Source organism: Streptomyces sp. SS1-1, from assembly GCF_008973465.1.
Classification (GTDB): domain Bacteria; phylum Actinomycetota; class Actinomycetes; order Streptomycetales; family Streptomycetaceae; genus Streptomyces.
Window position 1 is genome coordinate 6,948,790 of record NZ_WBXN01000004.1, and the last position, 24,751, is coordinate 6,973,540.

At 74.9% G+C, this 24,751-nt stretch carries 14 protein-coding genes and 1 pseudogene; 7 read left to right on the forward strand and 8 right to left on the reverse strand.

The genetic code is table 11. The features are described from left to right. The first annotated feature begins 257 nt into the window (after window positions 1-257). Both F8R89_RS33210 and glgX read left to right on the forward strand, forming a co-directional pair. Window positions 258-770, forward strand: a complete 513-nt coding sequence (locus F8R89_RS33210) for a pep a2 (RefSeq protein ID WP_151787471.1) — start codon at window positions 258-260, stop codon at window positions 768-770. After that, window positions 767-2,935: a glycogen debranching protein GlgX gene (gene glgX, locus F8R89_RS33215; RefSeq protein WP_192806299.1), complete on the forward strand. Its 2,169-nt coding sequence runs from the start codon at window positions 767-769 to the stop codon at window positions 2,933-2,935. The genes F8R89_RS33210 and glgX overlap by 4 nt, the downstream gene beginning before the upstream one ends. Before the next feature lie 28 nt (window positions 2,936-2,963). Here the strand turns inward: glgX and F8R89_RS33220 are convergent, their stop codons facing one another. Continuing rightward, window positions 2,964-3,764: a VOC family protein gene (locus F8R89_RS33220; RefSeq protein WP_151787472.1), complete on the reverse strand. Its 801-nt coding sequence runs from the start codon at window positions 3,762-3,764 to the stop codon at window positions 2,964-2,966. Between the two features lie 169 nt (window positions 3,765-3,933). On the opposite strand from F8R89_RS33220, the gene F8R89_RS33225 reads away from it, so the two are divergent. After that, window positions 3,934-4,266, forward strand: coding sequence for an ANTAR domain-containing protein (locus F8R89_RS33225; protein ID WP_225994563.1), 333 nt, complete (start codon window positions 3,934-3,936; stop codon window positions 4,264-4,266). 1 nt (window position 4,267) lies between these two features. Here the strand turns inward: F8R89_RS33225 and F8R89_RS33230 are convergent, their stop codons facing one another. Beyond that, window positions 4,268-5,077: a SigB/SigF/SigG family RNA polymerase sigma factor gene (locus tag F8R89_RS33230; RefSeq protein ID WP_151787474.1), complete on the reverse strand. Its 810-nt coding sequence runs from the start codon at window positions 5,075-5,077 to the stop codon at window positions 4,268-4,270. Window positions 5,078-5,493: 416 nt separating this feature from the next. Between F8R89_RS33230 and F8R89_RS33235 the strand changes: the two genes are divergently transcribed. Continuing rightward, a complete protein-coding gene (locus F8R89_RS33235) occupies window positions 5,494-6,012 on the forward strand; it encodes a hypothetical protein (protein WP_151787475.1) in 519 nt (172 codons plus the stop codon). Between the two features lie 22 nt (window positions 6,013-6,034). On the opposite strand, the gene hemC is transcribed toward F8R89_RS33235, so the two are convergent. The 3 genes from hemC to ligD all read right to left on the reverse strand — a co-directional run bounded on the left by hemC (window position 6,035) and on the right by ligD (window position 8,917). Next, window positions 6,035-6,970, reverse strand: a complete 936-nt coding sequence (gene hemC, locus F8R89_RS33240) for a hydroxymethylbilane synthase (RefSeq protein ID WP_151787476.1) — start codon at window positions 6,968-6,970, stop codon at window positions 6,035-6,037. 63 nt (window positions 6,971-7,033) lie between these two features. Beyond that, window positions 7,034-7,810, reverse strand: a complete 777-nt coding sequence (locus tag F8R89_RS33245; protein ID WP_151787477.1) for an NPP1 family protein — start codon at window positions 7,808-7,810, stop codon at window positions 7,034-7,036. 126 nt (window positions 7,811-7,936) lie between these two features. Then, entirely contained in the window at window positions 7,937-8,917 is a 981-nt protein-coding gene (gene ligD, locus F8R89_RS33250) for a non-homologous end-joining DNA ligase (protein ID WP_151787478.1), read from the reverse strand. Window positions 8,918-9,236: 319 nt separating this feature from the next. On the opposite strand from ligD, the gene F8R89_RS33255 reads away from it, so the two are divergent. Then, a complete protein-coding gene (locus tag F8R89_RS33255; protein ID WP_151787479.1) occupies window positions 9,237-9,698 on the forward strand; it encodes a peroxiredoxin in 462 nt (153 codons plus the stop codon). 18 nt (window positions 9,699-9,716) lie between these two features. Here F8R89_RS33255 and F8R89_RS33260 read toward each other — a convergent pair whose 3' ends face one another. Beyond that, on the reverse strand, window positions 9,717-10,322 hold the full coding sequence (locus tag F8R89_RS33260) for a DNA polymerase ligase N-terminal domain-containing protein (protein ID WP_151787480.1): 606 nt from the start codon (window positions 10,320-10,322) through the stop codon (window positions 9,717-9,719). A gap of 161 nt (window positions 10,323-10,483) precedes the next feature. Here F8R89_RS33260 and F8R89_RS33265 point away from each other — a divergent pair, with 161 nt between their 5' ends. Beyond that, window positions 10,484-11,458, forward strand: a complete 975-nt coding sequence (locus F8R89_RS33265) for a TauD/TfdA dioxygenase family protein (RefSeq protein ID WP_151787481.1) — start codon at window positions 10,484-10,486, stop codon at window positions 11,456-11,458. A 4-nt stretch (window positions 11,459-11,462) separates the two neighbouring features. Here F8R89_RS33265 and F8R89_RS36975 read toward each other — a convergent pair. Further along, window positions 11,463-11,588: pseudogene (locus F8R89_RS36975) on the reverse strand (alpha/beta hydrolase); the annotation flags it as partial. 229 nt (window positions 11,589-11,817) lie between these two features. Between F8R89_RS36975 and F8R89_RS33275 the strand changes: the two are divergent. Then, complete coding sequence (locus F8R89_RS33275; RefSeq protein WP_151787482.1) at window positions 11,818-23,688, forward strand: non-ribosomal peptide synthetase/type I polyketide synthase; 11,871 nt, start codon at window positions 11,818-11,820, stop codon at window positions 23,686-23,688. Here the strand turns inward: F8R89_RS33275 and F8R89_RS33280 are convergent. Next, on the reverse strand, window positions 23,636-24,664 hold the full coding sequence (locus F8R89_RS33280; protein WP_151787483.1) for an LLM class flavin-dependent oxidoreductase: 1,029 nt from the start codon (window positions 24,662-24,664) through the stop codon (window positions 23,636-23,638). The two genes, F8R89_RS33275 and F8R89_RS33280, sit on opposite strands and share 53 nt — an antisense overlap. Window positions 24,665-24,751 lie beyond the last annotated feature (87 nt).

Genomic DNA, 24,751 nt, shown 5'->3' on the forward strand with positions numbered 1-24,751 from the left:
GGCGGAACCCGTGCGTGCGGGGGCACACACGGGTTCCGTTGCGGGCATCGAGGTCTTCACACATGGTGCACGGTCGGCGACGCAGCGTCCTGTTGGATCTTCAACTACCGCCTCACCCGTTCGCTCGTGTTGCACGAATGGCGTACAGCCCGCACGCTGTAGTGACTCAGAGGCGATCAGCGCTCACGCTCCGCGATCGGGGCCCGTCCCGCGGGGACGAGGAGAGCGGGAGCTTTCGCGGTGAGGAGGTAACGACGGTGAAGACCGCAGTGCCCTGCTACTACCACCTCGATGTGGAAGTCAGCCCTGAACGGGTCGGTCAGGTCAGCCGAATTCTGGCCGCTCACCTCAGGTACTGGGACCTGGAGACACTCGTCGAACCCGTCCGCCACGGCACCGAGATGCTGCTGCGGGCCATCGACGAGCACGCGAAGGACAAGAACACCTCGATCGAGATGTGGTGGAACGGGCAGCACCTCATCACCGCCATCGGTGACAACGACCGGGCCCTGCGCCCGGACCACGAACTGCGCGCCTGCCTGCGCCACCTCGCCGCGATGAGCGACGGCTGGGGCTGCTGCGCCACCGAGACCGGCAGCAAGGTCATCTGGTTCTCCCAGCGGGCCCGCGCCGGCGAACGCGCCCCCCTCGTGCCGACCGCACCCGCGCCCAGCCTGCGCGAGGCGCTGCGCGTGCCCCGGGCGACGCCCGTCACGGCCCTGGCCGATGCCGCGGGGGTCCGGGACGGCGTCCTGGAGGAGGCCCGGTGACGGCACGCAAGCGCCGCCAGGACCTGAGCACAGGGGTGTCCGCCTGGAGCGGGCACCCCTACCCGCTGGGCGCCTTCCACGACGGACAGGGCACCAACTTCGCCCTGTTCAGCGAGGTCGCCGAACGCGTCGAACTGGTCCTCGTCGACGACGAGGACCGGCACACCGTCGTCCCGCTGACCGAGGTCGACGGGTTCGTCTGGCACGGCTACGTGCCCGGCGTCGGCCCCGGGCAGCGCTACGGCTACCGGGTGCACGGCCCCTGGGACCCCGGCCTCGGCCACCGCTGCAACGCGTCGAAGCTGCTGCTCGACCCGTACAGCCGGGCCGTCGACGGGCAGGTCGACAACCACGCCTCCCTCTTCGAACGCACCGCGGGCGGCCCCTCCCCGGCGGACAGCGCCGGGCACACCATGCTCGGCGTGGTGACCGACCCGCACTTCGACTGGGGCGAGGACCGGCCCCCCAGACGGCCGTACGCGGACACCGTGATCTACGAGGCGCACGTCCGCGGACTCACCCGCACCCACCCCGACGTGCCGCCCGAACTGCGCGGCACCTACGCCGGACTCGCGCACCCCGCGGTCGTCGAGCACCTGACGTCCCTCGGGGTCACCGCCGTCGAGCTGATGCCCGTCCACCAGTACGTCCAGGACGGCGTCCTCCTCGACCGCGGCCTGTCCAACTACTGGGGCTACAACACCATCGGCTTCTTCGCCCCGCACAACGCCTACGCCGCCCGCGGCACCCGCGGCGAACAGGTCACCGAGTTCAAGGCGATGGTGAAGGCGCTGCACGAGGCCGGGCTCGAGGTCATCCTCGACGTGGTCTACAACCACACCGCCGAGGGCAACGAGCGCGGCCCCACCCTGTCGTTCCGCGGCATCGACAACGCCTCGTACTACCGCCTGGTCGACGGCGACTGGGCGCACTACTACGACACCACCGGCACCGGCAACAGCCTGCTGATGCGCCACCCGTACGTGCTGCAGCTCATCATGGACTCGCTGCGCTACTGGGTGACCGAGATGCACGTCGACGGCTTCCGCTTCGACCTCGCGGCCACCCTGGCCCGGCAGTTCCACGAGGTGGACCGGCTGTCGGCGTTCTTCGACCTGATCCAGCAGGACCCCGTGATCAGCAGGGTCAAGCTCATCGCCGAGCCGTGGGACGTCGGCGAGGGCGGCTACCAGGTCGGCAACTTCCCGCCGCTTTGGTCCGAGTGGAACGGCAAGTACCGGGACGCCGTACGGGACTTCTGGCGCGGCGAGCCCGGCACGCTCGGCGAGTTCGCCTCCCGGCTGACCGGCAGCTCCGACCTGTACGCGCACAGCCGGCGCCGCCCGCGCGCCAGCGTCAACTTCGTGACCGCGCACGACGGTTTCACGCTGCGCGACCTCGTCTCCTACAACGACAAGCACAACGAGGCCAACGGCGAGGACAACGGCGACGGCGAGAGCCACAACCGCTCCTGGAACTGCGGTGCCGAGGGGGACACCGACGACCCGGCCGTGCTGCGGCTGCGGGCCCGTCAGCAGCGCAACTTCCTCGCCACACTGCTGCTGTCGCAGGGCATCCCCATGCTCTGCCACGGCGACGAACTCGGCCGCACCCAGCGGGGCAACAACAACGCCTACTGCCAGGACAACGAGATCTCCTGGATCGACTGGCGTCTCACCGACGAGCAGCGCGCGCTCGCCGACTTCACCCGATACGTCATCGGGCTGCGCGCTGCTCACCCCGTCCTGCGCCGGCGCCGCTTCTTCAAGGGGGAGACGGCCACCCGTCCCGACCAGCCGCTGCCCGACCTGGTGTGGTTCTCACCGGACGGCCGCGAGATGGACGAAGACGACTGGCAGAGCCCCGACGCCCGCGCCGTCGCGGCCTTCCTCAACGGTGACGCGATCGCCGAACCCGACTGGTGCGGCCGGCCCGTCGTCGACGACTCGTTCCTGCTGCTGCTCAACAGCTACTGGGAGCCGGTCGAGTTCCAGCTCCCGTCCGCCGGCTACGGCGAACGCTGGACGACGCTGATCGACACGGCCGAGCCGCAGGGCCCGCCGGACGAGACCGAGCACAAGGCCGGCACGGCCCTGCTGGTCGAGCGCCGCAGCCTGGTGCTCCTGTCCCGCCCGTCCCGCACCCCGGCCCCCGCCGAGGGCTGACCGACAGCGCCTCGCGCCGCGCCCGGACCTACCGGGCGCGGCGCGAGGTCACGGTGAACTGGGCGCCGTCGGGGTCCCGCAGCACGGCCTCCTCGGGGCCCAGGGACAGCACACTGCCGCCGTTCATCTCGGCGGCCCGCGCGCAGCGCGCGGCGTCGGACACCGCGAAGTGCACCTGCCAGTGCGGCCGGATCGTCGGGTCGGGCGCGGCCTCCAAGGCCCCCGACTCGATCCGGGCGACCACGTCACCGCCGCTGCGCAGCACGACCTCGCCGCCCTCGTAGTGGACCTCGCAGCAGCCCGGCCGCTGGTTCGCCCAGTCGAGCACCTCGCCGTAGAACATGGCGGCGTCGAAGGCGTCGCGGGTGTGCAGCCGGATGAAGGTCGGCGCCGCGCGCCGCCACGTCTCCCAGTTGGAGATCAGCTCGCCCTCCCACACCCCGAAGGTCGCGCCGTCGCGGTCGGCGAGCAGGGCGGCACGCCCCGGCGGCAGGGAGAGCGGCCCGACGGCCGCCGTGCCGCCGCGCTCGGCCACCCGTGCCACGGCCTCGTCCGCGCTGCGGACCGCGAAGTACGGCGTCCAGGCGACGGCCATCTGCCACATCGACGCGACCGCGGCGATGCCCGCCACCGGCACGTCGTCGGCCAGCGCCACCCGGAAGCGGTCCCCGAGCGTGGCCGGCCGCCAGCGCCATCCGAGCACCGCCGAGTAGAAGTCCTGCGCCGCCTCCAGACCACGACTGGTCAGGCTCACCCAGCAGGGTGCGCCGAACACGGAGTGTGTGGACACGACCTCGGCCGTGCTCCGGGGGGTTCTCGCTTCGTTCATGTGTCGCGTCCTGGATCTCGCTCGGCCGACGGCAACCGGTCCTCGTCACAGTGTCCAACCCGAACCGCTCCGCAGCCTGTCGAGTACCCCCGGCGTGGCGCCGAAACGGGTGCCGGGAACCCGCCGCGCTCACTGGCGCGGGCGTGGGGCGAGGGGAGAGGATGGAGCCGTGACGCCCCACCCGAACGAGCCCCCCGACGACAGCGCCCGGATCACCGAGCTGGAGGAGGAGGTCGACCAGCTCCGGCACGCCGTGGGCGCGCACGCCGTCGTCGACCAGGCGATCGGCATGGTCGTCGCGCTCGGCAGGGTGGCCCCCGACCAGGGGTGGGCGGTGCTGAAGGACGTCTCGCAGCACACCAACATCAAGCTCCGCGAGGTCGCGGAGCTGATCATCGTGTGGGGCAGGGAGGGCGAGATGCCCGCCGAGATCCGCGTCGAGCTGCAGGAGGCGCTGGAGCGCCACGGCCCGACGCAGATCCCGGAGTCCGGTCAGGACTGAGCTACGACGCGGCCGCGGACGCCTGCGCCTCGGTCAGCAGCTCCTCCCGCAGCTGCGCGAAGCAGCCGCTGAGCAGCCGTGAGACGTGCATCTGCGAGATGCCCAGCTGCTGCGCTATCCGGCTCTGCGTCATGCCGCCGAAGAAGCGCAGATACAGGATGGTCCGCTCGCGCTCCGGCAGCCGCCGCAGACACGGCTCGACGGACACGCGGTCCACGACCACCTCGAAGCCCGGGTCGGGGCCGCCGATGGCGTCCCCCAGCGCATACCCGTCCGTGCCGGGCATCTCCGCTTCCAGGGACAGCGCGGAGAAGCACTCCAGGGCCTCCATCCCCGTGCGCACCTCCTGCTCGGTCAGATGGGCGTGCGCGGCGATCTCGGCGAGCGTGGGCTCACGGCCCGGCGTGGTCTGCGCGAGTTCCTTGATGGCGTTGCGGACCCGGTTGCGCAGGTCCTGGACCCGGCGGGGCACGTGCAGGGTCCACATGTGGTCGCGGAAGTGCCGCTTGATCTCACCGGTGATGGTGGGCACCGCGTACGCCTCGAAGGCGTGCCCGCGGGCGGGATCGTAGTGCTCGACGGCCTTGACCAGGCCCAGGGCGGCCACCTGGTACAGGTCCTCCAGCGACTCCCCACGGCCCTTGAACCGGACCGCGATCCGCTCGGCCATGGGCAGCCACGAACGGATCAGCTCGTCCTTGAGGGCCTTGCGCTCCGGCCCGTCGGACAGCGTCGCCAGGCGCTCGAAGGCGCGGGCGGTGTCCGGGGCGTCGTCATGGGGATGCTGCTTCGTTCTGGTGGGGGCACTCATCCGAGCGCACCTCCTCAGCAGGTGCTGACGGGACAGACACCGTGGGAAGCGCGAACTCGGACCTGAGGAGAAACACCCAGGGGGCTGGCCGGCTCCCACGGACGTGCCTCCTGTCCGAAGCACATAACAGCTACTTCCCGCTCAAACCGGATGCGAAACGTGTTTCGTGAATAGCACGACATGTCGCTATCGGGTGACGGAGTGTCCCGTGCGGCCGGCCAGCCCGATGATCTTGGCTGGGAACGTGATGTGCGGCACGGTGGTCGACGGGCCCGGCCGGGGCCCGTACCGATTCTTCCTGCCCACGGCATGATCGGTGATCAAGGGGGCGAATGGGCTGGCCACAGCGCATTCCGCTCATTTGACAGTGCACTGAGCACAAAGATAGGAAGCAGGCCCAGGACGAGAGGTGGATTGTGTACGAGCCGAACGTGGTCGGGGACTGGCACGAGTACGACGAGCATGCCGGTCTGCGTGTCCGCGTCCACGGTCTGGAAGCCGCCGAGCCCCCGCGCGGACGCGACGACGCCGCCGAGGGCCTGACGTACTTCCGGCTGCGCGTCACCGTCGAGAACCGCGGTGAGCGGCATCTCGGCATCCACCTGGAGGACGGCCAGATCGACGTCCGGATCGGCCGCGACGGCGAGGCCGCCTTCATCGACTGGCGCAACTCGCAGTTCATCGAGGGCTTCGACGTCTACCCGCTGCGCCGCGTCACCGCCGTCCTGTACGCCGCGGGCACCGAGGACAGCCTGAGCCAGGTCGACGTGCAGATCCAGCTGCGCGTCGAGGAGGAGTGGGCGGACCGCCGGCTGTGGACCGGCGGCCTGGGCCTGCAGGAGCCCACGGGCCCGCACGCCGGCACCCTGCGGGACGGCCTCGCGCTCCAGATCAGCGACTTCCTGCGGGAGCAGGCCGAGGAGGGCACCGCCTGACGCGGCGCCCCCTTCCGCGAGGTCAGTGCGGGATGCCGTCGATGATCTCGCGGGCGCCCTGCCGCAGCAGCGCCACCGCCACCGACGTGCCCAGCGTCGCCGGGTCCAGCCGGCCGGCCCACTCGTGGGCGTTCAGCCGGGTCTTGCCGTCGGGGGTGAAGACACAGGCCCGCAGGGACAGCTCGCCGCCCCGGTCCACGCGCGCGTAGCCCGCGATCGGGCTGTTGCAGTGGCCCTGCAGGACGTGCAGCAGCATGCGCTCCGCGGTCGCCTCCCGGTACGTGTCCGGGTCGCCGAGACCGCTGACCGCGTCGATCAGATCGCTGTCGCCCTCGCGGCACTGCAGGGCGAGGATGCCCGCACCGATGGGCGGCATCATCGTCTCGGGGGAGAGGACCTCGCTGATCACACCGGTCCGGCCGATGCGCTCCAGACCGGCCACCGCCAGCAGCAGGGCGTCCGCGTCGCCGGCCGCCAGCTTCTCCAGCCGCCGGTTGGCGTTGCCGCGGAACGGCACGCACTCCAGATGCGGGTGCGTGGCCGCCAGCTGGGCGACGCGGCGCACCGAGGACGTGCCGATCCGGGTGCCGGCCGGCAGCTCGTCCAGCGTGAGCCCGCCGGGGTGGATCAGCGCGTCACGGATGTCGTCCCGCCGGAGGAACGCGGCGAACGTGGTCCCCGCGGGCAGCGGCCGGTCGGCCGGGATGTCCTTCAGGCAGTGCACGGCGAGGTCCGCCTCGCCGGCCAGCAGGGCGGCGTCCACCTCCTTCGTGAACGCGCCCTTGCCCTCCACCTGGGACAGGTCGCCCAGCCACTTGTCGCCGGTCGTCCGCACGGGCACCACCTCGGTGCGCACACCCGGGTGCAGGGACGCCAACTCGGCGCGGACACGCTCCACTTGGGCCAGCGCCATGGGCGAGTCACGGGAGACGACACGGATCAGTTCAGGCACGGACATGCCGCCACCATAGACCCTTCCGCGCCACCGGCAGGACGCGGTGGCGCGGTTCGGCCGGACGCGTCAGGCGTTCGGGTCGAAGGGGATGCCCGACGGCTTCGCGGTCGCCAGATGGCTCGTGAAGCTCCCGTCCTTCAGCCCGAAGTGGGCGCTGCCGAAGTCGTGCGCGACCAGCTTGTCGCGCACGCCCGGCGGGTAGCCGTTCCAGCCGACCAACGGCGGGTACTGCCAGGTCCCCTTGTGGTTCTCCGGCGGCTCGTCGTTCGCGTTCGCCAGACGGAAGCAGTGCGTGCTGATGCCGTCCTTGTGGTAGACGACCTTGGCGTGCGTGCCCTCGAAGCGCACCGAGGACGCCGCGTGGACGGTGAACGAGCCGTGGTTGGACGTCGAGACGTACTTCACGGTGTCGTCCTGCACCCAGACCACGACGTGCTCCCAGTCGTGCCGGTGCCCGCCGAGGCTGACACCCGGCAGCGCCTGGTCCTTCTCGAAGTACAGGCCGTACAGATAGGCGCACCAGCCGTTGTTGCACTTGTAGCGGCTGTAGGCGTTGGTGTTGTCCAGGTCCGAGGCGTCCCGGCAGTTGCCGTTGAGCGCGCCCGTCGGGTTGAGGCCGCCGTTGACGGTGCCGTCCGGGCCGATCGCGGCGGACGAGTAGCAGCCGTCGGTGTCGTAGTCGAAGGCGGGCTGGTACGCCCGCTCGGCCGCCTCCGCGTTGCCGGGCAGCGCCGGGGGAGGGGCGGCCCAGGCCACCGCGGGGAAGGCGACGACGAGCGCGACGGCACCGGCCAGACCGGTGAGCCATCTCCTGCGGTGCGTACGGAACGTCTGTGGCGACACTGCGTCTCCTCGGGGTCCGGCGCAGCCCAACGGCTGTGGGGGGAAAGGCAGTTCAGCATCCCCGGTTTTCCCGCGCGCGCCAAGGGTCCCGTACGCCACGGACGGCTGGGGCGAACCGCATTGGCGTCAGCGGGCGTTCGGCAGGTACGCCGACGACTCCTCCGGAGTCAGGTCCGGCCGCAGCCGCAGCCAGGACGGCTGGCGCAGCATCCCCGACCTCGTACGGACGCTGTAGCGGACCTCGCCGACCAGCCGGGGCACCACCCAGCGGGCGTCCGCCACCCGCGGCACCGGGTCGAAGGGGCACTCGTCCGTGGCGGCGGCCCGCAGCAGCGCGGCCAGCTCGGCGCGTTCGGCCTCGCTCCAGCCGGTGCCCACACCGCCGACGTAGCGCAGGGTCCGCGCGGACGTGTACTGGCCGACGAGCAGGGCGCCTGGCAGCCCGGTGAGCCGCCCCTTGCCGGGCAGCCAGCCGCCGACCACGACGTCCTCGCTGAGCATGTTGCGGATCTTGATCCAGGAGCGGGACCGCACGCCGGGTTCGTACGGCGAGTCCAGCCGCTTGCACACCAGCCCCTCCAGGCCGTGCGCGCGCGTGGCCTCCAGCGCCTCGGCGCCGTGCCCCACCAGTGCCGCCGGCGTCGACCAGGACGGCCCGTCGAGCCCCAGCTCCTCCAGCCGCCCGCGCCGCCGGGAGTACGGCAGGTCCAGCAGCGAGCGGCCTCCCAGGTGCATCACGTCGAACAGCACCAGGTGGACGGGGGTGCGGGCGGCCATCCGGGCCGCCTTCGCCGGGGCGTGCGCCAGCCCCATCCGGGACTGCAGCAGCTGGAAGTCGGCGCGCCCCTCGTCATTCAGCGCCAGGATCTCCCCGTCGAGCACGGCTGGCCGCCCGGCCAGCGCCTCGCCCAGCGGCCGCAGTTCGGGGTAGGCGGCCGTGATGTCGTCACCGGAACGGGCCCGCAGCAGCAGACCGCCGTCGCCCTCGGCGTAGACCACCGCCCGCTGGCCGTCCTGCTTCGTCTCGTACGCCCAGCGCGCGTCCTGCGCGGCCGGCGGCAGCTTGCCGGGCGTCGCGAGCATCGGCGGGATCAGGGGCAGGCTCACGGGTCACTACTCGACGGTGCCGCCCGCGCTCACGCCCCCTCGCCGCCCTTTTCCCCTGATCGGAGGGGGTGGCCGCCACCACCGGGCCCACCGCGCGGCCGGTGACGCCACCTGAGCACGCGGGAGGCCGGGGCGCGCGGCGTGCGGGTCGCCCCGGCCTCGCGGACGCCGACCAGGCCGGCCCGGTCCCCGGCGGCCGCACGGGCCGGCGGACGCCCGCGCACGCCCAACCCCTCGGCGCCGTAAGCGCGGAGGCGCCGGATCCGCCCGGACTACCGTCCGGTAGCATCCGGCGGCAGGCCAGCCGAGGAGGAACCGCATGAGCGCGCGCGTCGAGGTCGGGGACACGGTCGAGGATTTCGCGCTGCCGGACGAGACCGGCACCGTACGGCACCTCACCGAGCTGCTCGCCGACGGTCCGGTCGTGCTGTTCTTCTACCCCGGCGCCCTCACCGCCGGCTGCACCGCCGAGGCCTGCCACTTCCGTGACCTGGCCGCCGAGTTCGCCGCCGTCGGCGCCCGGCCCGTCGGCGTCAGCGGCGACGCCGTCGAACGGCAGCAGGAGTTCGCCACCCGCCACACCCTCGGCATGCCGCTGCTGTCCGACGCCGACGGCGCGATCCGGGAGCGGTTCGGTGTGACCCGGGGCTTCTCGCTCGCCCCGACCAAGCGGGTCACCTTCGTCATCGGGCAGGACCGCACGGTCCTGGAGGTCGTCCGCAGCGAACTGCGGATGAACACCCACGCCGACAAGGCCCTCGCCGCACTGCGCCGCGCCTGACGCCCGGATCCGGCGCCGTCAGCCCGGGCCGCCGTCCGCGGCGACCTGGGCGAGGGTGCGCCCGCTGCGGACCGACCGTGCCCGGTACGGATCCGGTGTGCCGTGCCCGTGCGCGCCCCGGCCCGCCCTGACCAGCAGCCACGCCTCCCGGTCGTCCGGCCCGCGGCGGAGCCGGGTGAGCGCGAACTCGCCGCGCAGCTTGGAGCCGTGCAGCCGGAACCTGGCGTGACCGCGCTCCAGCGACTCGGCGAAGTCGACGGGCCGTCCGGCGCGGTCGTGGCTGAGCGGCTCGTACGTCCCGCTGTCCCAGACGATCACCGTGCCGCCGCCGTACTCGCCCTTCGGGATCACGCCCTCGAAGTCCTCGTACTCCAGCGGATGGTCCTCCGTCGGCAGGGCGAGCCGCTTGTCCCTGGGGTCGGCGGACGGTCCCTTGGGCACCGACCACGACCGCAGCACGTCCCCCACCTGCAGCCGGAAGTCGAAGTGCAGCGAACGGGCGTCGTGGATCTGCACCACGAACCGCGGTGCCGACCCCTCGGACGCCCCGCGTCCGCGCGGTTCCCGGGTCCGCTCGAAGTCGCGCTTGCCGCGGTACTCCCGCAGCCGGTCCCTCTCGGTCACGCCGGCCTCCTTCCCGATCCGCCCGGGTACCCCGTAACGCCGCCCGCGACGCGCCGAGGCCCTGTCGCCAGGACCGCCGGACGCTGCCACGATCGTCCCGACGGCCCGCCGCCACCGGGCCGGGCAGGGCAGGGACGACGGACGACCGACGGAGTGTGCTGATGACCAGGGAGCAGGCCACCGCCGAGGACGGGACGCGCGCCACGGCGATCGAGGTGAAGCCGGTCGCCGGGCACATCGGCGCGGAGATCACCGGCGTCGACCTCGCCGGTGCGCTGGACGACGGCCAGGTCGCAGCGATCCGGGACGCGATGCTGCGCTGGAAGGTCGTCTTCTTCCGGGACCAGCGGCTCGACCACGCCGCCCACGTGGCGCTCGCACGCCGCTTCGGGGAGCCCGTCGTCCTGCGGCGGCGCGGCAGCGCCTCACCCGAGGGGTTCCCGGAGATCGAGACGACCGCCGACCGGCTGGAACTCGGCGGCCGCTTCGGCATGGAGCACGACGAATGGCTGCGGCGCCGCCGCCACCATCTGCTGCGCGGCTGGCACTGCGACCACGGGGCCCGCGTCGACCCGCCCGCCGCGACCATCCTGCGCGCCGAGACCGTGCCCCCGTACGGCGGCGACACCACCTGGGCCAACCTGGCCGCCGCCTACGCCGGGCTCTCCGAACCCGTCCGGCGGTTCGTGGACGGCCTGCGGGCCGAGCACCGGCTCGGCGTCGGCTACCAGCCGCGGCCCGGCGACGACGCCTACGTCCGGCACCTCCTGGAGCACCAGGTCGCCTCCCTGCACCCCCTGGTGCGGGTGCACCCGGAGACGGGGGAGCGGGTGCTGTACGTCAACGGCTACTACGTGGAGCAGATCGACGGCCTCTCGCGCGCCGAGAGCGGCGCCGTCCTCCGGATGCTGCTGGAGCAGGCCGTACGGCCCGAGTACACGGTCCGCTTCCGCTGGGAGCCCGGCAGCGTCGCCCTCTGGGACAACCGGGCCACCATCCACCTCGCGCCCGGCGACACCGCCCACCTCGACGCGCCCCGCGTCATGCACCGCGTGATGCTCGCCGGCGACGTGCCGGTGGGCGTGGACGGCACACCCTCGCGGCCCCTCACCGGCACCGCACCGGGCCGCTGGTGACCGCTCAGCGCCCGAGCAGGTCCCGCAGCGCCATCACCACCTCCCCGGGCGCCTCCTCGGCCATGAAGTGACCGCAGGTCACCGTCGTGTGGCGCAGATCGGGGGCCCAGGCCCTCGCCCCGGCCGCGGACGAACTCGCCGGAGCGGGCAGCGGCCTGCTTACCCTGGCCCCGTTCGGGACATTCTCTAGCTCCGACCGATCCGGGCCGACCGCATCCGGGCCGACCGCATCCGGGCCGACCGCATCCGGTCGATGAACCGTTCGACGCGACCGGCCGTCGTACAGGGCAGTGATCGACGACGCCGCCGCGGGTACGCGCGCAGCACTCCCCGGGGCCCGGGGACGAGGAAGGACGCACATGCCGGCTGCCGGACGCCGTACCCCCGACACGCTCCTCGACGTGCTGCTGCACACCGCCGAGGACGCCCCCGGGCAGGAGATCGTGCACGTCCGGGGCGACGGATCGGAACACGTCGTCACCTACGCGGCCCTGCGCGACGACGCCCTGCGGGTCGCCGGGGGCCTGCGCGCGGCCGGCCTGGCGCCCGGCACCCCGGTGCCGCTCCTCGCGGACTCCGGCGACGCCTTCCAGTCCCTGTTCTGGGGCGCGCTCGCCGCCGGACTCGTCCCCGTGCCGCTCGCCCCCGAGGCCCGCAGGGTGGGCCCCGTGTGGGACCTCATGGGCAGGCCCCCGGTCATGGTGGACGACCGCACCGAAGGGCTGCTCACCGAACTGCCCGGTCCCGTACGCCCCTTGCGGCTCGTGGACCTGCGCGCGGCCGGCCCGCTCCGCGAACCCGTGCACCGCGCCCCCGGTGACCTGGCGTTCCTCCAGTTCTCCTCGGGAAGCACCGGCGCCCCCAAGGGCGTCGAGCTGACCCACGCGGCGGTCCTGGCCAACCTGCGGCAGATCCGGGCGTCCATGGCCATCACGCGGGACGACGTGCTGCTCACCTGGATGCCGTACTTCCATGACATGGGCCTGATCGGCACCCACCTCGTCCCGCTGTCGGCCGGTCTGAAGCAGGTGCGGCTGGAGCCCCTCGCCTTCGCCAAACACCCGGTGCGCTGGCTGGAGACGGCCGCCCGGCACCGGGCGACCCTGCTGTCCGCCGCGAACTTCGCGCTCGCGCTGTGCCTGCGCCGCGTCCCGGACACCGCCTGGGCCGGGCTGGACCTCAGCCCCGTACGGCTCCTGCTCGTCGGCGCCGAACCGATCGCGCCGCGCGTATGGCGGGAGTTCGCCGCGCGGGCCGGCCGGGCGGGCCTGGACGCCACGGCCCTGCTGCCCGTGTACGGACTGGCCGAGGCCACCCTCGCCGTGACCGTGCCCCCGCTCGGCGAGACCGCCGTACCGCTGCGGCTGGACCGGCGGGAGCTGAGCGCGGGGCGGGCCGTCCCCGGCGAGGACGACGCCGTCGAACTGATGGACGTGGGCGGGCCCGTCCCCGGCTGCGAGGTCCGCGTCACGGACGGCGCCGGCGAGGTGCTGGACGCGGGCCGGGTCGGGCACATCGAGGTGCGCGGCCCGCAGGTGGCACGCGGCTACCACCGCGACCCCGAGGCGAGCGCGGCCGCGTTCGCCGGCGGCTGGCTGCGCACCGGTGACCTCGGCTTCCTCCACGAGGGGCGGCTGTGCGTCACCGGGCGGCACAAGGACGTCGTCTTCGCCGGCGGGCGCACCTTCCACGCGGCCGACGTGGAGGAGACCGCCGCCGCCACACCGGGGCTGCCGGACGGCACGGTCGCCGTCGTCGGCTCCACCGACCCCGGCACCGGGCACGACCGGGTCGTCGTGTGCGTGCAGTGGGCGCGGGCCGTGCCGGACACCTCCCTGCCGGTGCTGGACGCGGTGGCGGCCCGCGTACGCCGGGCACTCGGCCACGACGACGTGCGGGTCCTGCCGCTGCCTCCCGGGGCGTTCCCCCGGACGACCAGCGGCAAGCTGCGGCGGGCCCTCATACGCGAACGGTTCGAGGCCGGGGCGTACACGGAGGTCGAGAAGCGGTTCACGCCCCCGCGCGCCCCGCGCGGGGTGAGCGGCGGACGGCCGGGAGCGGTGCCGCCGTCGCGGCGGGAGGCCGAGGAGACGGTCCGGGGGATCTGGGCGCGGGTGCTGGGCCTCGCGCCCGGACACATCGGGCCGCACGACGAGTTCTTCGCACTCGGCGGTTCCTCGGTGAAGGCGATGGAGGTGCTCGGGGCGCTCGAGGAGGCGTTCGGCGTGCCGCTGGAACCCCGGATCGTGCGCGACCACGACACGGTGGCCGCGCTGGCCGGTCACCTCCTGTCCCTGACGGGGGGTGCCGTGCCCGATCGCTCCGAGGACCGCCCGTCCCCGGCGCCGGGCGGTGGGCCGGTCGCGGTGCTCGGCATGGCCTGCCGGTTCCCCGGCGCCCAGACGCCCGAGGAGTTCTGGGAGCTGCTGGTCTCCGGCCGGGACACCGTCACCCCCGTACCGGCCGGGCGCTGGGGCGAACGGACGCCGCTTACCCGCCGGTTCGGGTCCTTCCTGCGCGAACCGGCGTACTTCGACGCGGACTTCTTCGGCATGGACGACGCCGAGGCCCGCGCCACCGACCCGCAGGCCCGTATTTTCCTCGAACTCGCCCACGAGGCCCTGGAACGCGCCGGATACGCGGGGCCGCGCCGTGCGGGGCGCAGGGTCGGTGTGTTCGCCGCCGTCGGCGACAGCGGCTACCGCGAGGTGCTGGCTGAGGCGGCCGGCGGGGACCTCGCCGGGCACCCCGGCGCACTCACCGGCAACCTGCCCAACCTGATCGCGGCCCGCCTCTCCCAGGCCCTCGACCTCGACGGGCCCGCCCTGGCCGTGGACACCGCCTGCTCCTCGGCGCTGGTGGCGCTCCACCTGGCCCGCCGCAGCCTGCTCACCGGCGAATGCGACGTCGCCGTGGTCGGCGGAGTGCACCTCGCCCTCACCGGCACCGGCCACCGGCTGCTCGCCGACGCGGGCGCGCTGTCCCCGACGGGCGTCAGCCGGCCCTTCGGCGCCGCGGCCGACGGCCTCGTGCCCGGCGAGGGCGGCGCGGCCCTCGTGCTCGCCCGGCACGACGACGCCGTACGCGACGGTGATCCCGTCCTCGCCCTGGTGCGCGGGACCGCCGTCAACAACGACGGACGGTCCCTGAGCCTGCTCGCGCCCAACCCGCGCACCCAGCGCGAGGTTGTCACCCGCGCCTACGCCGACTGCGGCGTCGACCCCGGCGCCGTGTCGTACGTCGAGGCCCACGGCACCGGCACCCCGATCGGCGACCCGGTCGAGGCGCAGTCGCTCGGGCAGGCCTTCCCGCCGCGCGCCGACGGGCTTCCGCGCCTGCTCGGCTCGGCGAAGGCGACCGTCGGGCACCTCCTCAACGCCGCCGGCATGCCGAGCCTGGTGAAGACGGTCCTGGCGCTCCGGCACCGCACGCTCCCGCCCTCCCCGCACGGCACACCGCCCGCGCCCTCCCTGGAACGCCTGGCCCCCGGATTCCAGCTCGTCGACGCCGTACGGCCCTGGCGGGCGCCCGGACCGCTGGTCGCGGGCATCAACGCGTTCGGGTTCGGCGGCACCAACGCCCACGCGATCCTGGAGGAGGCACCCGCACAGCCGGACGAGACACCGTCGGCCGCGCGAGGCCCGCACCTGCTCACGCTCTCGGCCCGCGGCGCCGACGCCCTGCGGGCCGCCGCCCGCGAGCTCGCCGCCCATCTGCGCGCCCACCCCGAGCTGTCCGAGGCCGACGTGTGCGCGGCCGTCGGGACGGCCCGCGACGACGGCCCCCACCGTCTCGCGCTCGCCGTCGACGGCGACCTGACGGCCCATCTGGAGGCAGCCGAAGTCAAGGACTTCGCCCTCGCCCGGCCCTCGCGCCCCCGGACGGTCTTCCTGCTGCCCGGTCAGGGCGCCCAGCACCCCGGCGCCGGACGCGCCCTGTACGAGGCGGCACCCGCGTTCCGGGAGACCCTGGACGAGGCGTCCGCGCTCGTCGGGCCCGTGCGGGGGCGCTCGCTCGCCGACTGGTGCCTGGACCCGGACGCGGACCCCGGCGACCTGGCCGGGACCGAGGTCGCCCAGCCGCTCCTCGTCGCCTACGGAGTGGGTCTGGTCCGGCAGTTGGGGCGGTGGGGGCTGCGGCCGGACGCGGTCGCCGGGCACAGCGTCGGGGAGATCGCCGCGGCCTGTGCCGCCGGTTCCCTCACCCTCGCCGAGGCCGTCGGCTTCGCCGCCGCACGCGGACGGCTCATGGCGGAACGGGCCCGCCCCGGCGCCATGGCGGCCGTCCGGGGCGACGAGGACACCGTCGGCGCTCTCGTCGCCGCGTCCGGCGGCTCGCTGGCCGTCGCCGCCGTCAACGGCCCCGGCCAGGTGGTGATCTCCGGAAGCGCCACCGCCGTCGACCGGGCACTGGCGGAGCTGGCCGGACGCGGGGTCGCCGCACGCCGGCTCCGTGTCTCGCACGCCTTCCACTCCCCGCTGCTGGAACCGGTCCTCGCCCCGCTCCGGGACGCGGCGGGCGCGCTGACCGCCGCACCGGCGGAGGTGCCGATGCTGAGCACCGTCACCGCCGACTGGGGACCCGACCTCACGCCCGCGTACTGGGAGCGGCACGCCGTCGCTCCCGTACGGTTCGGCGCGGCCGTGGAACGGCTGCTGCGGGACGGATACGACGCGTTCCTCGAACTCGGGCCCGGCGACACGCTGGGCGGTGCCGTACGTGCCACCGCCGCCCAAAGAGCCTCCCAGGCGATGGTTCTGACGCCCACTCAGGTCGATGCCCGGGCGCTGCTGGAGTCCGTCGGCCGGGTGTGGGCACGGGGAGGGACCCTGCGTCGTCCGCTCTCGCACCGCGCGACCGGGCGGGCCCGGGTCCAGGTGCCGACGTACCCGTACCGGCGCCGCCGGCACTGGCCGGGCGAGCCGGCCACCGACGCCGTGGTCCGGCGCCTCGACTGGGCCGACGCCCCGCTCGTCCCGGGGGAGCGGCCCCGTGCCGTCCGGCTCGTCGGGGCGGACCGGGAGCTGGGCCGGGCCCTCGCCGGGCGGCTCGAGGACGCCGGGGGGATCGTGGCGGACGACGGCCCGGCTCCGGACACCGTGGTGTGGCTGACGGGCGACGCGCGGGACGCCGGCCCGGCCGTCGAGGAGACCCTGGCGGCGCTGCGCCGCGTCCTGGACCTGCTGTCCACCGGCCCGTCACACCTGCTCGTCGTCACCGAGGACGCCTACGCCACCGGCGCCCCGGGGGAGACCCCGGTCCCGGCGCGGGCGCTCGCGCACGGGCTGGCGCTGGCCCTCCCGCAGGAGCACCGGGGCCTGTCGGCACGGGGCGTGGACCTGTCAGGCGCCGACTCCCTGGCCGTCCGGGTCGAGGCCCTGGAACGGGAGCTGGGCTCGGCCCACGGGCCCGGCGCCGAGCCGACGGTCGCGTGGCGCTCGGGGCGCCGCCTCGGCCGTACACGGACCGCCCTTCCGGACACTCGGGTGCCGGTCCGGGCCCTCCCGCCCGGCGGCACCTATCTGATCACCGGGGGAGCGGGCGGACTCGGCTCCGCGCTGGCCCGCGACCTGGCGGCCGGGGGCGCCCGTGAACTCGTCCTCGCCGGACGCTCGACGGCCCCCGGGGCGCTGCTAGCGGAACTGCGGGCCCTCGGCACCCGGGCCGTCCACCACGTCACCGACATGGGCGAGCCGGCCTCCGTGGACGCCCTGGTCGCCGCGCTGCCGCCGCTGGACGGGGTGTTCCACGCCGCCGGTACGGTCCGCCCCGGCACCCTGCGCTCCAAGCCGGACGGCGAGATCCGGCAGGCGCTCGCCGCCAAGGTGCGCGGCACGGTCCTGCTCGCCGACGCGCTGCGCCGCCACGGCCAGGACCCCGCCGTCCGGGTCCTGTTCTCCTCGGTCGCCTCGGTGCTGCCGGGCCTCGCGGGCGCCCTCGGGGACTACGCGGCGGCCAACGCCTTCCTCGACGCGTTCGCCGCCGCCGAACACGCGGCGGGACGCCCCTGGCAGGCCGTCGGGCTCGGCCCCGTGGGCGACGCGGGGACGGCCGCCGGGACCGCGTCCGTGACGCGGCTGCGGGAGTCGGGGCTGACGCCGATGACCGCGCGGCAGGCGATCGCCGCACTGCGGACCGCCGTCGGGACCGGCGCCCCACATCTGCTGGTGGCACCCGAACCGGTCGCACCGGCCGCAAGGTTGGTGCGTTCGACGCCTGTCTCCGCGTCGGCCGCGGTTGAGGCGTCTTCGACGTCTGTCTCCGCCCGAGCCGCACGTGAGGGGTCTTCGACGTCTGCCTCCGCCCCGCCCGCACTCGATGCACCATCGACGCCCCCCTCCGCCCCGGCCCCGGACGACACCTCCGGCCTGGTCCGCCGTCTCCTGGCAGAAGCCCTGCACCGCGACCCCCGTGACATCGGTGACGACGACCCCTTCCTCCGCCTCGGGCTGGACTCGCTCACCGCCGTGGACCTCGCGCGCCGGCTGGAGAGCGAACTCGGCCGGACGCTGCCCGCCACCCTCCTCTTCGAGCACCGGACCGTCGGCGAATTGACGGCCCATCTGCGGACCGTGCCCGCCGAGGACCCCGCGCCCGCACCCGTCCCCGCCCGGCGGCACCCCGGCGACGGCGGGCCGATCCCGCTGACCCCGCTGCAACGCGGCTTCCTGACCACCGAGGCCCTGTTCGAGGGCGTCACCGCCTACGGCTACGTACGCCAGACCGTGCGCGGCCCCCTCGACGCCGACGTGCTCGGCCGGGCCCTGTCCCGGCTCGCCGCCCGGCACCCCATGCTCCGTCTGCGCGTCACCGCGGCCGTGCCTCCGTCGCAGTACACGGCGCCCGCCGGCCCCGGCGACCGCCCGCCCCGCTGGTACGAGGTGCACGACACCGACGACGCCGACCGCGACCTGCCGGACCTCGAACAGGCCCTGTGCGACCGGCCGTTCGACCTGACCGCCGAGGACCCGGTGCGTGCCGTCCTCGTCCGCGACCGCCGCGACTCCCGGCTCGCGCATCTGCTCCTCGCCGTCCACCACGCCGCCGCCGACGGCTACAGCCTCAAGGTGCTGTGCGAGGACCTGTGGGAGCTCTACACCGCCCTCACCGGCGCCGGATCCACCGATGAACCGGCGCCGGCGCGGGCGGAGTTCGGTGCCTACGCCGGCCTGCTCGCCGCCGACCGCGACACGCCCGCCTTCGACCGCGACCTGCGCTATTGGCGGGAGCGGATCGCCGCGCACGAACCGGCCGACCCCGCCACGGCGTTGCCGTACGACGGCGATCCGCGGGCCGTGCCGGAACCGCCGTACGCGCACCACCGGGCGACCGCCGACGCGGCCCTCAGCTCCGCGCTGCGCGACCTGGCGGCCCGGCACGAGATCTCCCTCTTTCATGTGCTCCTCGCCGTCCACGTCCGCTGCCTGGCACGCTGGAGCGGGCGGCCGGGGGTCGCGGTGAACGTGGCGCGCTCGCGCCGGGAGGCCGCCCTGCCCGGCATCGAACGGCTGGTGGGTCCGCTCGCCGACACCCTCCCCGTGTTCGTGACGGTCGACCCCGCCGAGAGCGTGCCCGAACTGGCCGTGCGGCTGCGGCAGATCTGGCGGGAGGCGGAGGCGCACGGCACGCCGGGCAGCCCCGACCTCGCCGCGTCCCTGCCCACCGCCGGGCCGGCTCCCCGCACGGTGGCGCCCGCCGGGTTCAGCTTCGCCCGCTTCCCCGTACGCCACGGACACGGCCGGCCCGTGACCGTGACGCCCACGGCGGCCGCCACCGCCTCCGCCGCGACCCGGCTCGGCCTGCTGTGCTGGGAGGCCGACGCGACCCTGCACTTCTCCTGGAACCACCCCGTGCAGTTGTTCCGCGGCGAGACCGTCGCGCGCCTCGCCGAGGAGTATCTGGCGGAACTGCGGGCCGCCGCCGGTCACGCCCCCGCCCCGGCCGCCGAGGGCGTCACCGCCCGGCTCCTCGCCCGTTTCCGTGCGACGCCGGACGCCGTGGCGGTCGACACCGGTGGGACCACGCTCACCTACGCCGACCTCGACGCGGCCTCCGCCGCCCTCGCCGCCCGCCTTCGGGCGCGGGGCGTGGGCCCCGGCGACCTGGTCGGACTCCTCGTCGAACAGGGCCCGGACGTCGTCACCGGCGTCGTGGGCATCCTCCGCGCGGGCGCCGGCTGGGTGCCGCTGGACCCCGGGCACCCGGCGGCACGCCGACGCGAGCACCTGCTGCGCACCGGCGTCACCACCGTGGTCTGCCACGCCGCGACCCGCGAGGCCGCCGCCGAACTCGACGGCGTGGACGCGGTGTTCGCCGACGGGCCCGGTACCGGCGCCCCGCCCGACCCCGGCCCCGACCGGCACCCCGGCCCCGATGCCGTCGCCTACGTGATCCTCACCTCGGGCTCCACCGGCCGCCCCAAGGCCGTCCCGATCACCCACGGGTCGATGCTCACCTACCTCGACTGGGCGCTGCGCACCTTCGGCTACGGGCCCGGGGACCGCCTGCTGCAGACGGCGTCCGTCTGCTTCGACGCCTCCGTACGGCAGGTGCTGGCACCGCTGCTGGCCGGGGCGACCGTCCACACCCTCACCCGTGACGTGCTCCGCGACCCCGACGCCCTCCTGGACCGGGTCGTGAACGACGGGATCACGGTGTGGAGTTCGGTGCCGACCCTGTGGGAACGGCTGCTCACCACCGCCGAGGGCCGGGCCGCGCGGGACGGGAAGGCCCCCGACCTGTCCGCGCTGCGCTGGGTGCACGTCGGCGGCGAGGCCCTGCCCGCCGCACAGGTGCGCCGCTGGTTCGACCTGCTCGACGCGTGCGGCGGCGCACCGGGGCACCGGGTCGCCAACCTGTACGGGCCCACCGAGGCCACCATCAACGCCACCTGCCACATCCTCGACGCCCGCCCGGCCGACGACCTGCGCCACGTGCCCATCGGCCGGCCGGTCGCCGGCACCCTCGTGGACGTCGTCACGCCCGGCCTGCGCCCCTGCGCACCCGGCGAGGCGGGCGAACTCCTCATCGCCGGCGCGGGCCTGACGCCCGGTTACCTGGGTGAACCCGAGCTCACGGCGGCGGCGTTCGTCGAGCGCGACGGCCGGCGCTGGTACCGCAGCGGCGACCGGGTCCGGCGCGCCCCGGACGGTGTTCTCGCGTTCCTCGGGCGGCTGGACGACCAGGTCAAGGTCCATGGGCACCGGGTCGAACCCGGTGAGATCGAGGCCGTCCTGCTGTCCCACCCCGACATCGCCCGCGCCGCCGTCCTGCCCGACGGAGGACGCCTGGTCGCCCACCTCGAACCCCGGCCCGGCGCCCCGGTCCCGGACACCCGTGCCGTGCGGGCGTTCCTGTCCCGCACCCTGCCCTCGTACATGCTGCCCGCGCGGGTCCACGGCGTCACCGCGATGCCCCTCACCGGCACCGGGAAGATCGACCGCGAGCGGCTGGCCCGCGAGGCGGGCACCCCGCGCCCGGCCGCCGTGCCGGTGCCGCGTCCCGCGCCGCCGGCCGCAGGGGAGCCCGCCACCCCGACCGAACGCACCCTCGCCCGGATCTGGGCCGAGCTGCTGGACGCACCCGACGTCACGGCCGACGACGACTTCTTCGAGCTGGGCGGCGACTCCATCATGGTGCTGGAGCTGTTCGCCCGGATGCGCGCCGAACTCCCCGCCGTGCCCCGGCCTACGGTCCTCTACACCCACCGCACCCTGCGCGCGCTCGCGCAGGCCGTCGACGCCGCCGAACCGGCCCCGCAGGCCGCCCCGCCCGCCGCCGCGACCGGCCCGTACCCCCTCACCCCGTCCCAGCGGGGCTTCCTCCTCGCCGACACCCTCGACCCCGCCGCCGGCTCCGCCTGGCTCGCCCGCTTCCGGCTCACCGGCCGCTTGCGCCCCGACCTGTTCCAGCGGGCCGTCGACGTGCTGGTGGCCCGGCACCCCATGCTGCGCACGGTGTTCCCGGCCGGAGCCCGGCCGCCCGTGCAGCAGGAACTCCCGGACACCCTACGGCTGCCCGTGCCGCAGGAGACCGTCCACCCCGACCTCCTGGAGGAACGGATCGCCGAGGAGGGGCGGCGCCGGCTCGAGCCCTGGGCCTGGCCGTTGCTGCGGGCGGCCCTGTTCACCACGGCACCGGACGAGCACGTCCTCCTCGTTCACGCCCACCACCTCATCGGCGACGGCTACAGCGCCGCCCTGCTCGCCGGGGAACTCCTCACCGTGTACGACCGCCTGGACCGTGGCCTGCCCCCCGGCCTGCCCCCGGTGGAGAGCACCTTCCGCGACCACGTCGTCCGGTCCGCCGAGCGGCCCCGCCCCTCCGGCCCCCCGGCCGAGGCGTACCGGGTCCGGCTGAACGCCCCGTACACCGCACCGGTGTTGCGCACCTCCGACAGCGAGCGGGCCGACGGGTTCCACACCGCCTCGTTCACGGTCGACGCCGCCACCACCCGGCGGCTGCGCCGGCTGGCCCGTTCGGCGCGCAGCACCCTCCACGCCCCGCTGCTCACCGCCTACCACCGCGCGCTCGCCGACCTCACCGGACAGTCCGACCTGGTGATCGGCCTCGCGATCACCGGACGCGAGGACTCCACCGCGGACGCGCACCGCGTGTTCGGGCCCTTCGCGCAGGCCGTCGCCGTGCGTCCGCAGCCGCCCGCCGACCCCGGCCGGCGGCCCGCCTTCGCCGACGACCTGCGCCGGATCGCCGCCGAGACGGAACTCGCCCGCGCCGAGGGCCACACCGGCCCCGACACCGCCACCGGGCTGCCCCGGCACGCCCAGTTCTTCTTCACCTTCCTCGACTTCACCTCGCTGGGCGCGCCGCCCGGCGGCACACTGTCGCTGAGCGCCGACGCGTCCGACACCCTCCTCGCCCCGCCCCCGCCCGGCACCGACGTGTTCCTGGCCGTCCGCCCGCTGCCCGACGCACAGGGGCTGCGGGTCACCGTCCGCGCCCCCGCGGCGGCGCTCACCGCCGCCCGGGCCGCCGAGCTGGCCGAACGGATCCACCAGGAGCTGCGGGCCGACCCCCACCGGACCCGCCGCGCCCCGGCGCTGGACGCGGCACTCGTCGGCTATCTCCCCGCGCCCGGGCACCTCGCCGCCCTCGCCGGACTGCCGCCCGGCACCCGGCGCCCCGGCCGTGAGGAGATCCGCGCGCTGCTGTTCCCGGACGGCCGCGCCCGGCTGCTGGAGCGCACCGGCACCCCGCTGGGCCTGTCCGGCTTCGTCGCCCTGCCGCTGTTCGCCGACGAACTCGCCACCGCCGACGGCCTCGCGGCCCGTACCGCTCGGGCCGTCGAGCACGCGGCCGGGCTCGGCGCCCGCTGTGTCTCGCTCGCCGGGGCGATCCCGTCCCTCACCGGCTACGGCTTCGACGTGCTGCGGGAGGCCCGGACGGACGCGGCGCTCACCACGGGGCACGCCACGACGACCGTCGCCGTCGTGAAGACCGTGCACGCCGCCCTCGACGCCACCGGGCGCCCGCTCGACGGGCTGTCCCTCGCCGTCGTCGGCTGCGGTTCGATCGGCACCGCCGCCCTGCGGCTGCTGCTCGCCCGGTCACCCCGCCCGCCGGCCGGCCTCGTGCTCTGCGACCTGCCCGGCAGCGGGCCGCGACTCGAACGGCTGGCGGCGGAACTGACGGACACGCACCCCGGCCTGCCCGTGCGGATCGTCCAGTCGGGCCCTCGACTGCCCGACGAGGTCTACGCGAGCGAGGTGATCGTGACCGCCGTCAGCGGCGAGTCGGCCCTCGTGGACGTCGGCCGGCTGCGCCCCGGCACGGTCCTGGTCGACGACTCCTTCCCGCACTGCTTCGACACCGCGCGGGCGCTGGAGCGCATGAGCGTGCGGGGCGATGTGCTGATCGTCGGCGGTGGCCTGCTGGACGTGGGCGCCGCCCGGCCCCGGCTCGCCGAGGACCTGCCGGAGGTGGCCGCCACCGGCTTCGCCGGGCGTTCCGGTGTCCCGGGCACGCTGGCCTCCTGCCGGCTGGAGTCCCTGCTGCACGCCCACCGCACGGCGGGACCCGGCCGGGCGTCCGGCGATCTGCCCCTGACGCACGGCCTGGTCGACCTGTCCCGCGCCCTCGCCCACTGGGACGCCGTCGAGGCGGCCGGGGTGGCGGCCGCCCCGCTGCACCTCCTCGACCAGGAGGTCACCGCCCCGTTCAGGGCGCCGGACGCCCCAGCGCCGGACCGAGCCGGGTCGCGATGTCCGTGAGGATCTGGACGTAGTCGTCGTGCCCGAACGTGAACGGCAGCGCGAACGCCACCTCGTCCACCTCGCGGAACGCCGCGTGGGCGTGGAGGCGTTCGGCGATCTCCTCGGAGGTGCCGAGCAGGTCCGGCGCGAACAGCAGTCGCGCCGGGCCCTGCGGGGAGGTCGTGCGGGGCGTGCGCTCGGCGACGTACTTCTCGTACCGGGCGATCTGCCCGGGTGTCGCCGAGTCGGTCGGGATGACGACGAGACCCTGGGAGACGCGGGCGGCCTCCCCGTCGGGGTGGCGTTCCCGGAAGGCGCGGATGTGGGACAGCTGGACGCGCGCGAAGTCGGGGGTGCCCTCCTGCTCGTCCTCCACCTTGACGACACTGCTGGTCAGCAGGTTCATCCCGTGCTCGCCCGCCCAGCGCGCCGACCGCAGACTGCCGCCGCCGTACCACATGCGGCCGCCCAGGCCAGGGGTGTGCGGCTGCACCCGGTCCGAGAACACCTCGAAGCCCTCCGTGCCGCTGAAGTCCGTGACACGCTCGCCGCGTACGCAGTCCAGCAGCCGCCGGACCCGCTCGTACCCGAAGTCCTCGGCGTCGGCGGTGTCCGGGTACAGGGCCTCCTTCACCCGGTCGTAGTGCATCGGCGGGCCCACGCTCACCCCGGGGTTGAGCCGCCCTCCGGACAGCACGTCGACGGTCGCGAGGTCCTCGGCGAGGCGCAGCGGGTTCTCCCAGCCGAGCGGGATCACCGCGGTGCCCAGCTCGATCCGGCGGGTGCGCTGCGAGGCGGCGGCCAGGACGGCGACGGGGGAGGAGATGCCGTACTGCAGATGCCGGTGGCGGACCCACGCGCTGTCGAAGCCGAGGCGCTCGCCCAGCTCGATGAGCTCCAGCGTCGACTCGTGGCCGCGGGCCGGGTCCGCCCCGTCGAACAGTCCGATGGTGAGGAAGCCCAGCTTGCGCAAGGGGCGGGAGATGGGTGCCACAGGCCCTCCGTCGTCCGATGACCGGGTGATCGAAACCGTACGGCTCGGGCAACGCGCTCCCGGACGGTGATGTTCCCGCCCCCGCGC

Bases quoted from the DNA above. Each gene is read 5' to 3' on its own strand.
- F8R89_RS33220 (WP_151787472.1), bottom strand. From the start codon at position 3,764: ATGAACGAAGCGAGAACCCCCCGGAGCACGGCCGAGGTCGTGTCCACA.
- F8R89_RS33230 (WP_151787474.1), bottom strand. From the start codon at position 5,077: ATGAGTGCCCCCACCAGAACGAAGCAGCATCCCCATGACGACGCCCCG.
- hemC (WP_151787476.1), bottom strand. From the start codon at position 6,970: ATGTCCGTGCCTGAACTGATCCGTGTCGTCTCCCGTGACTCGCCCATG.
- F8R89_RS33255 (WP_151787479.1), top strand. From the start codon at position 9,237: ATGAGCGCGCGCGTCGAGGTCGGGGACACGGTCGAGGATTTCGCGCTG.
- F8R89_RS33265 (WP_151787481.1), top strand. From the start codon at position 10,484: ATGACCAGGGAGCAGGCCACCGCCGAGGACGGGACGCGCGCCACGGCG.
- F8R89_RS33275 (WP_151787482.1), top strand. From the start codon at position 11,818: ATGCCGGCTGCCGGACGCCGTACCCCCGACACGCTCCTCGACGTGCTG.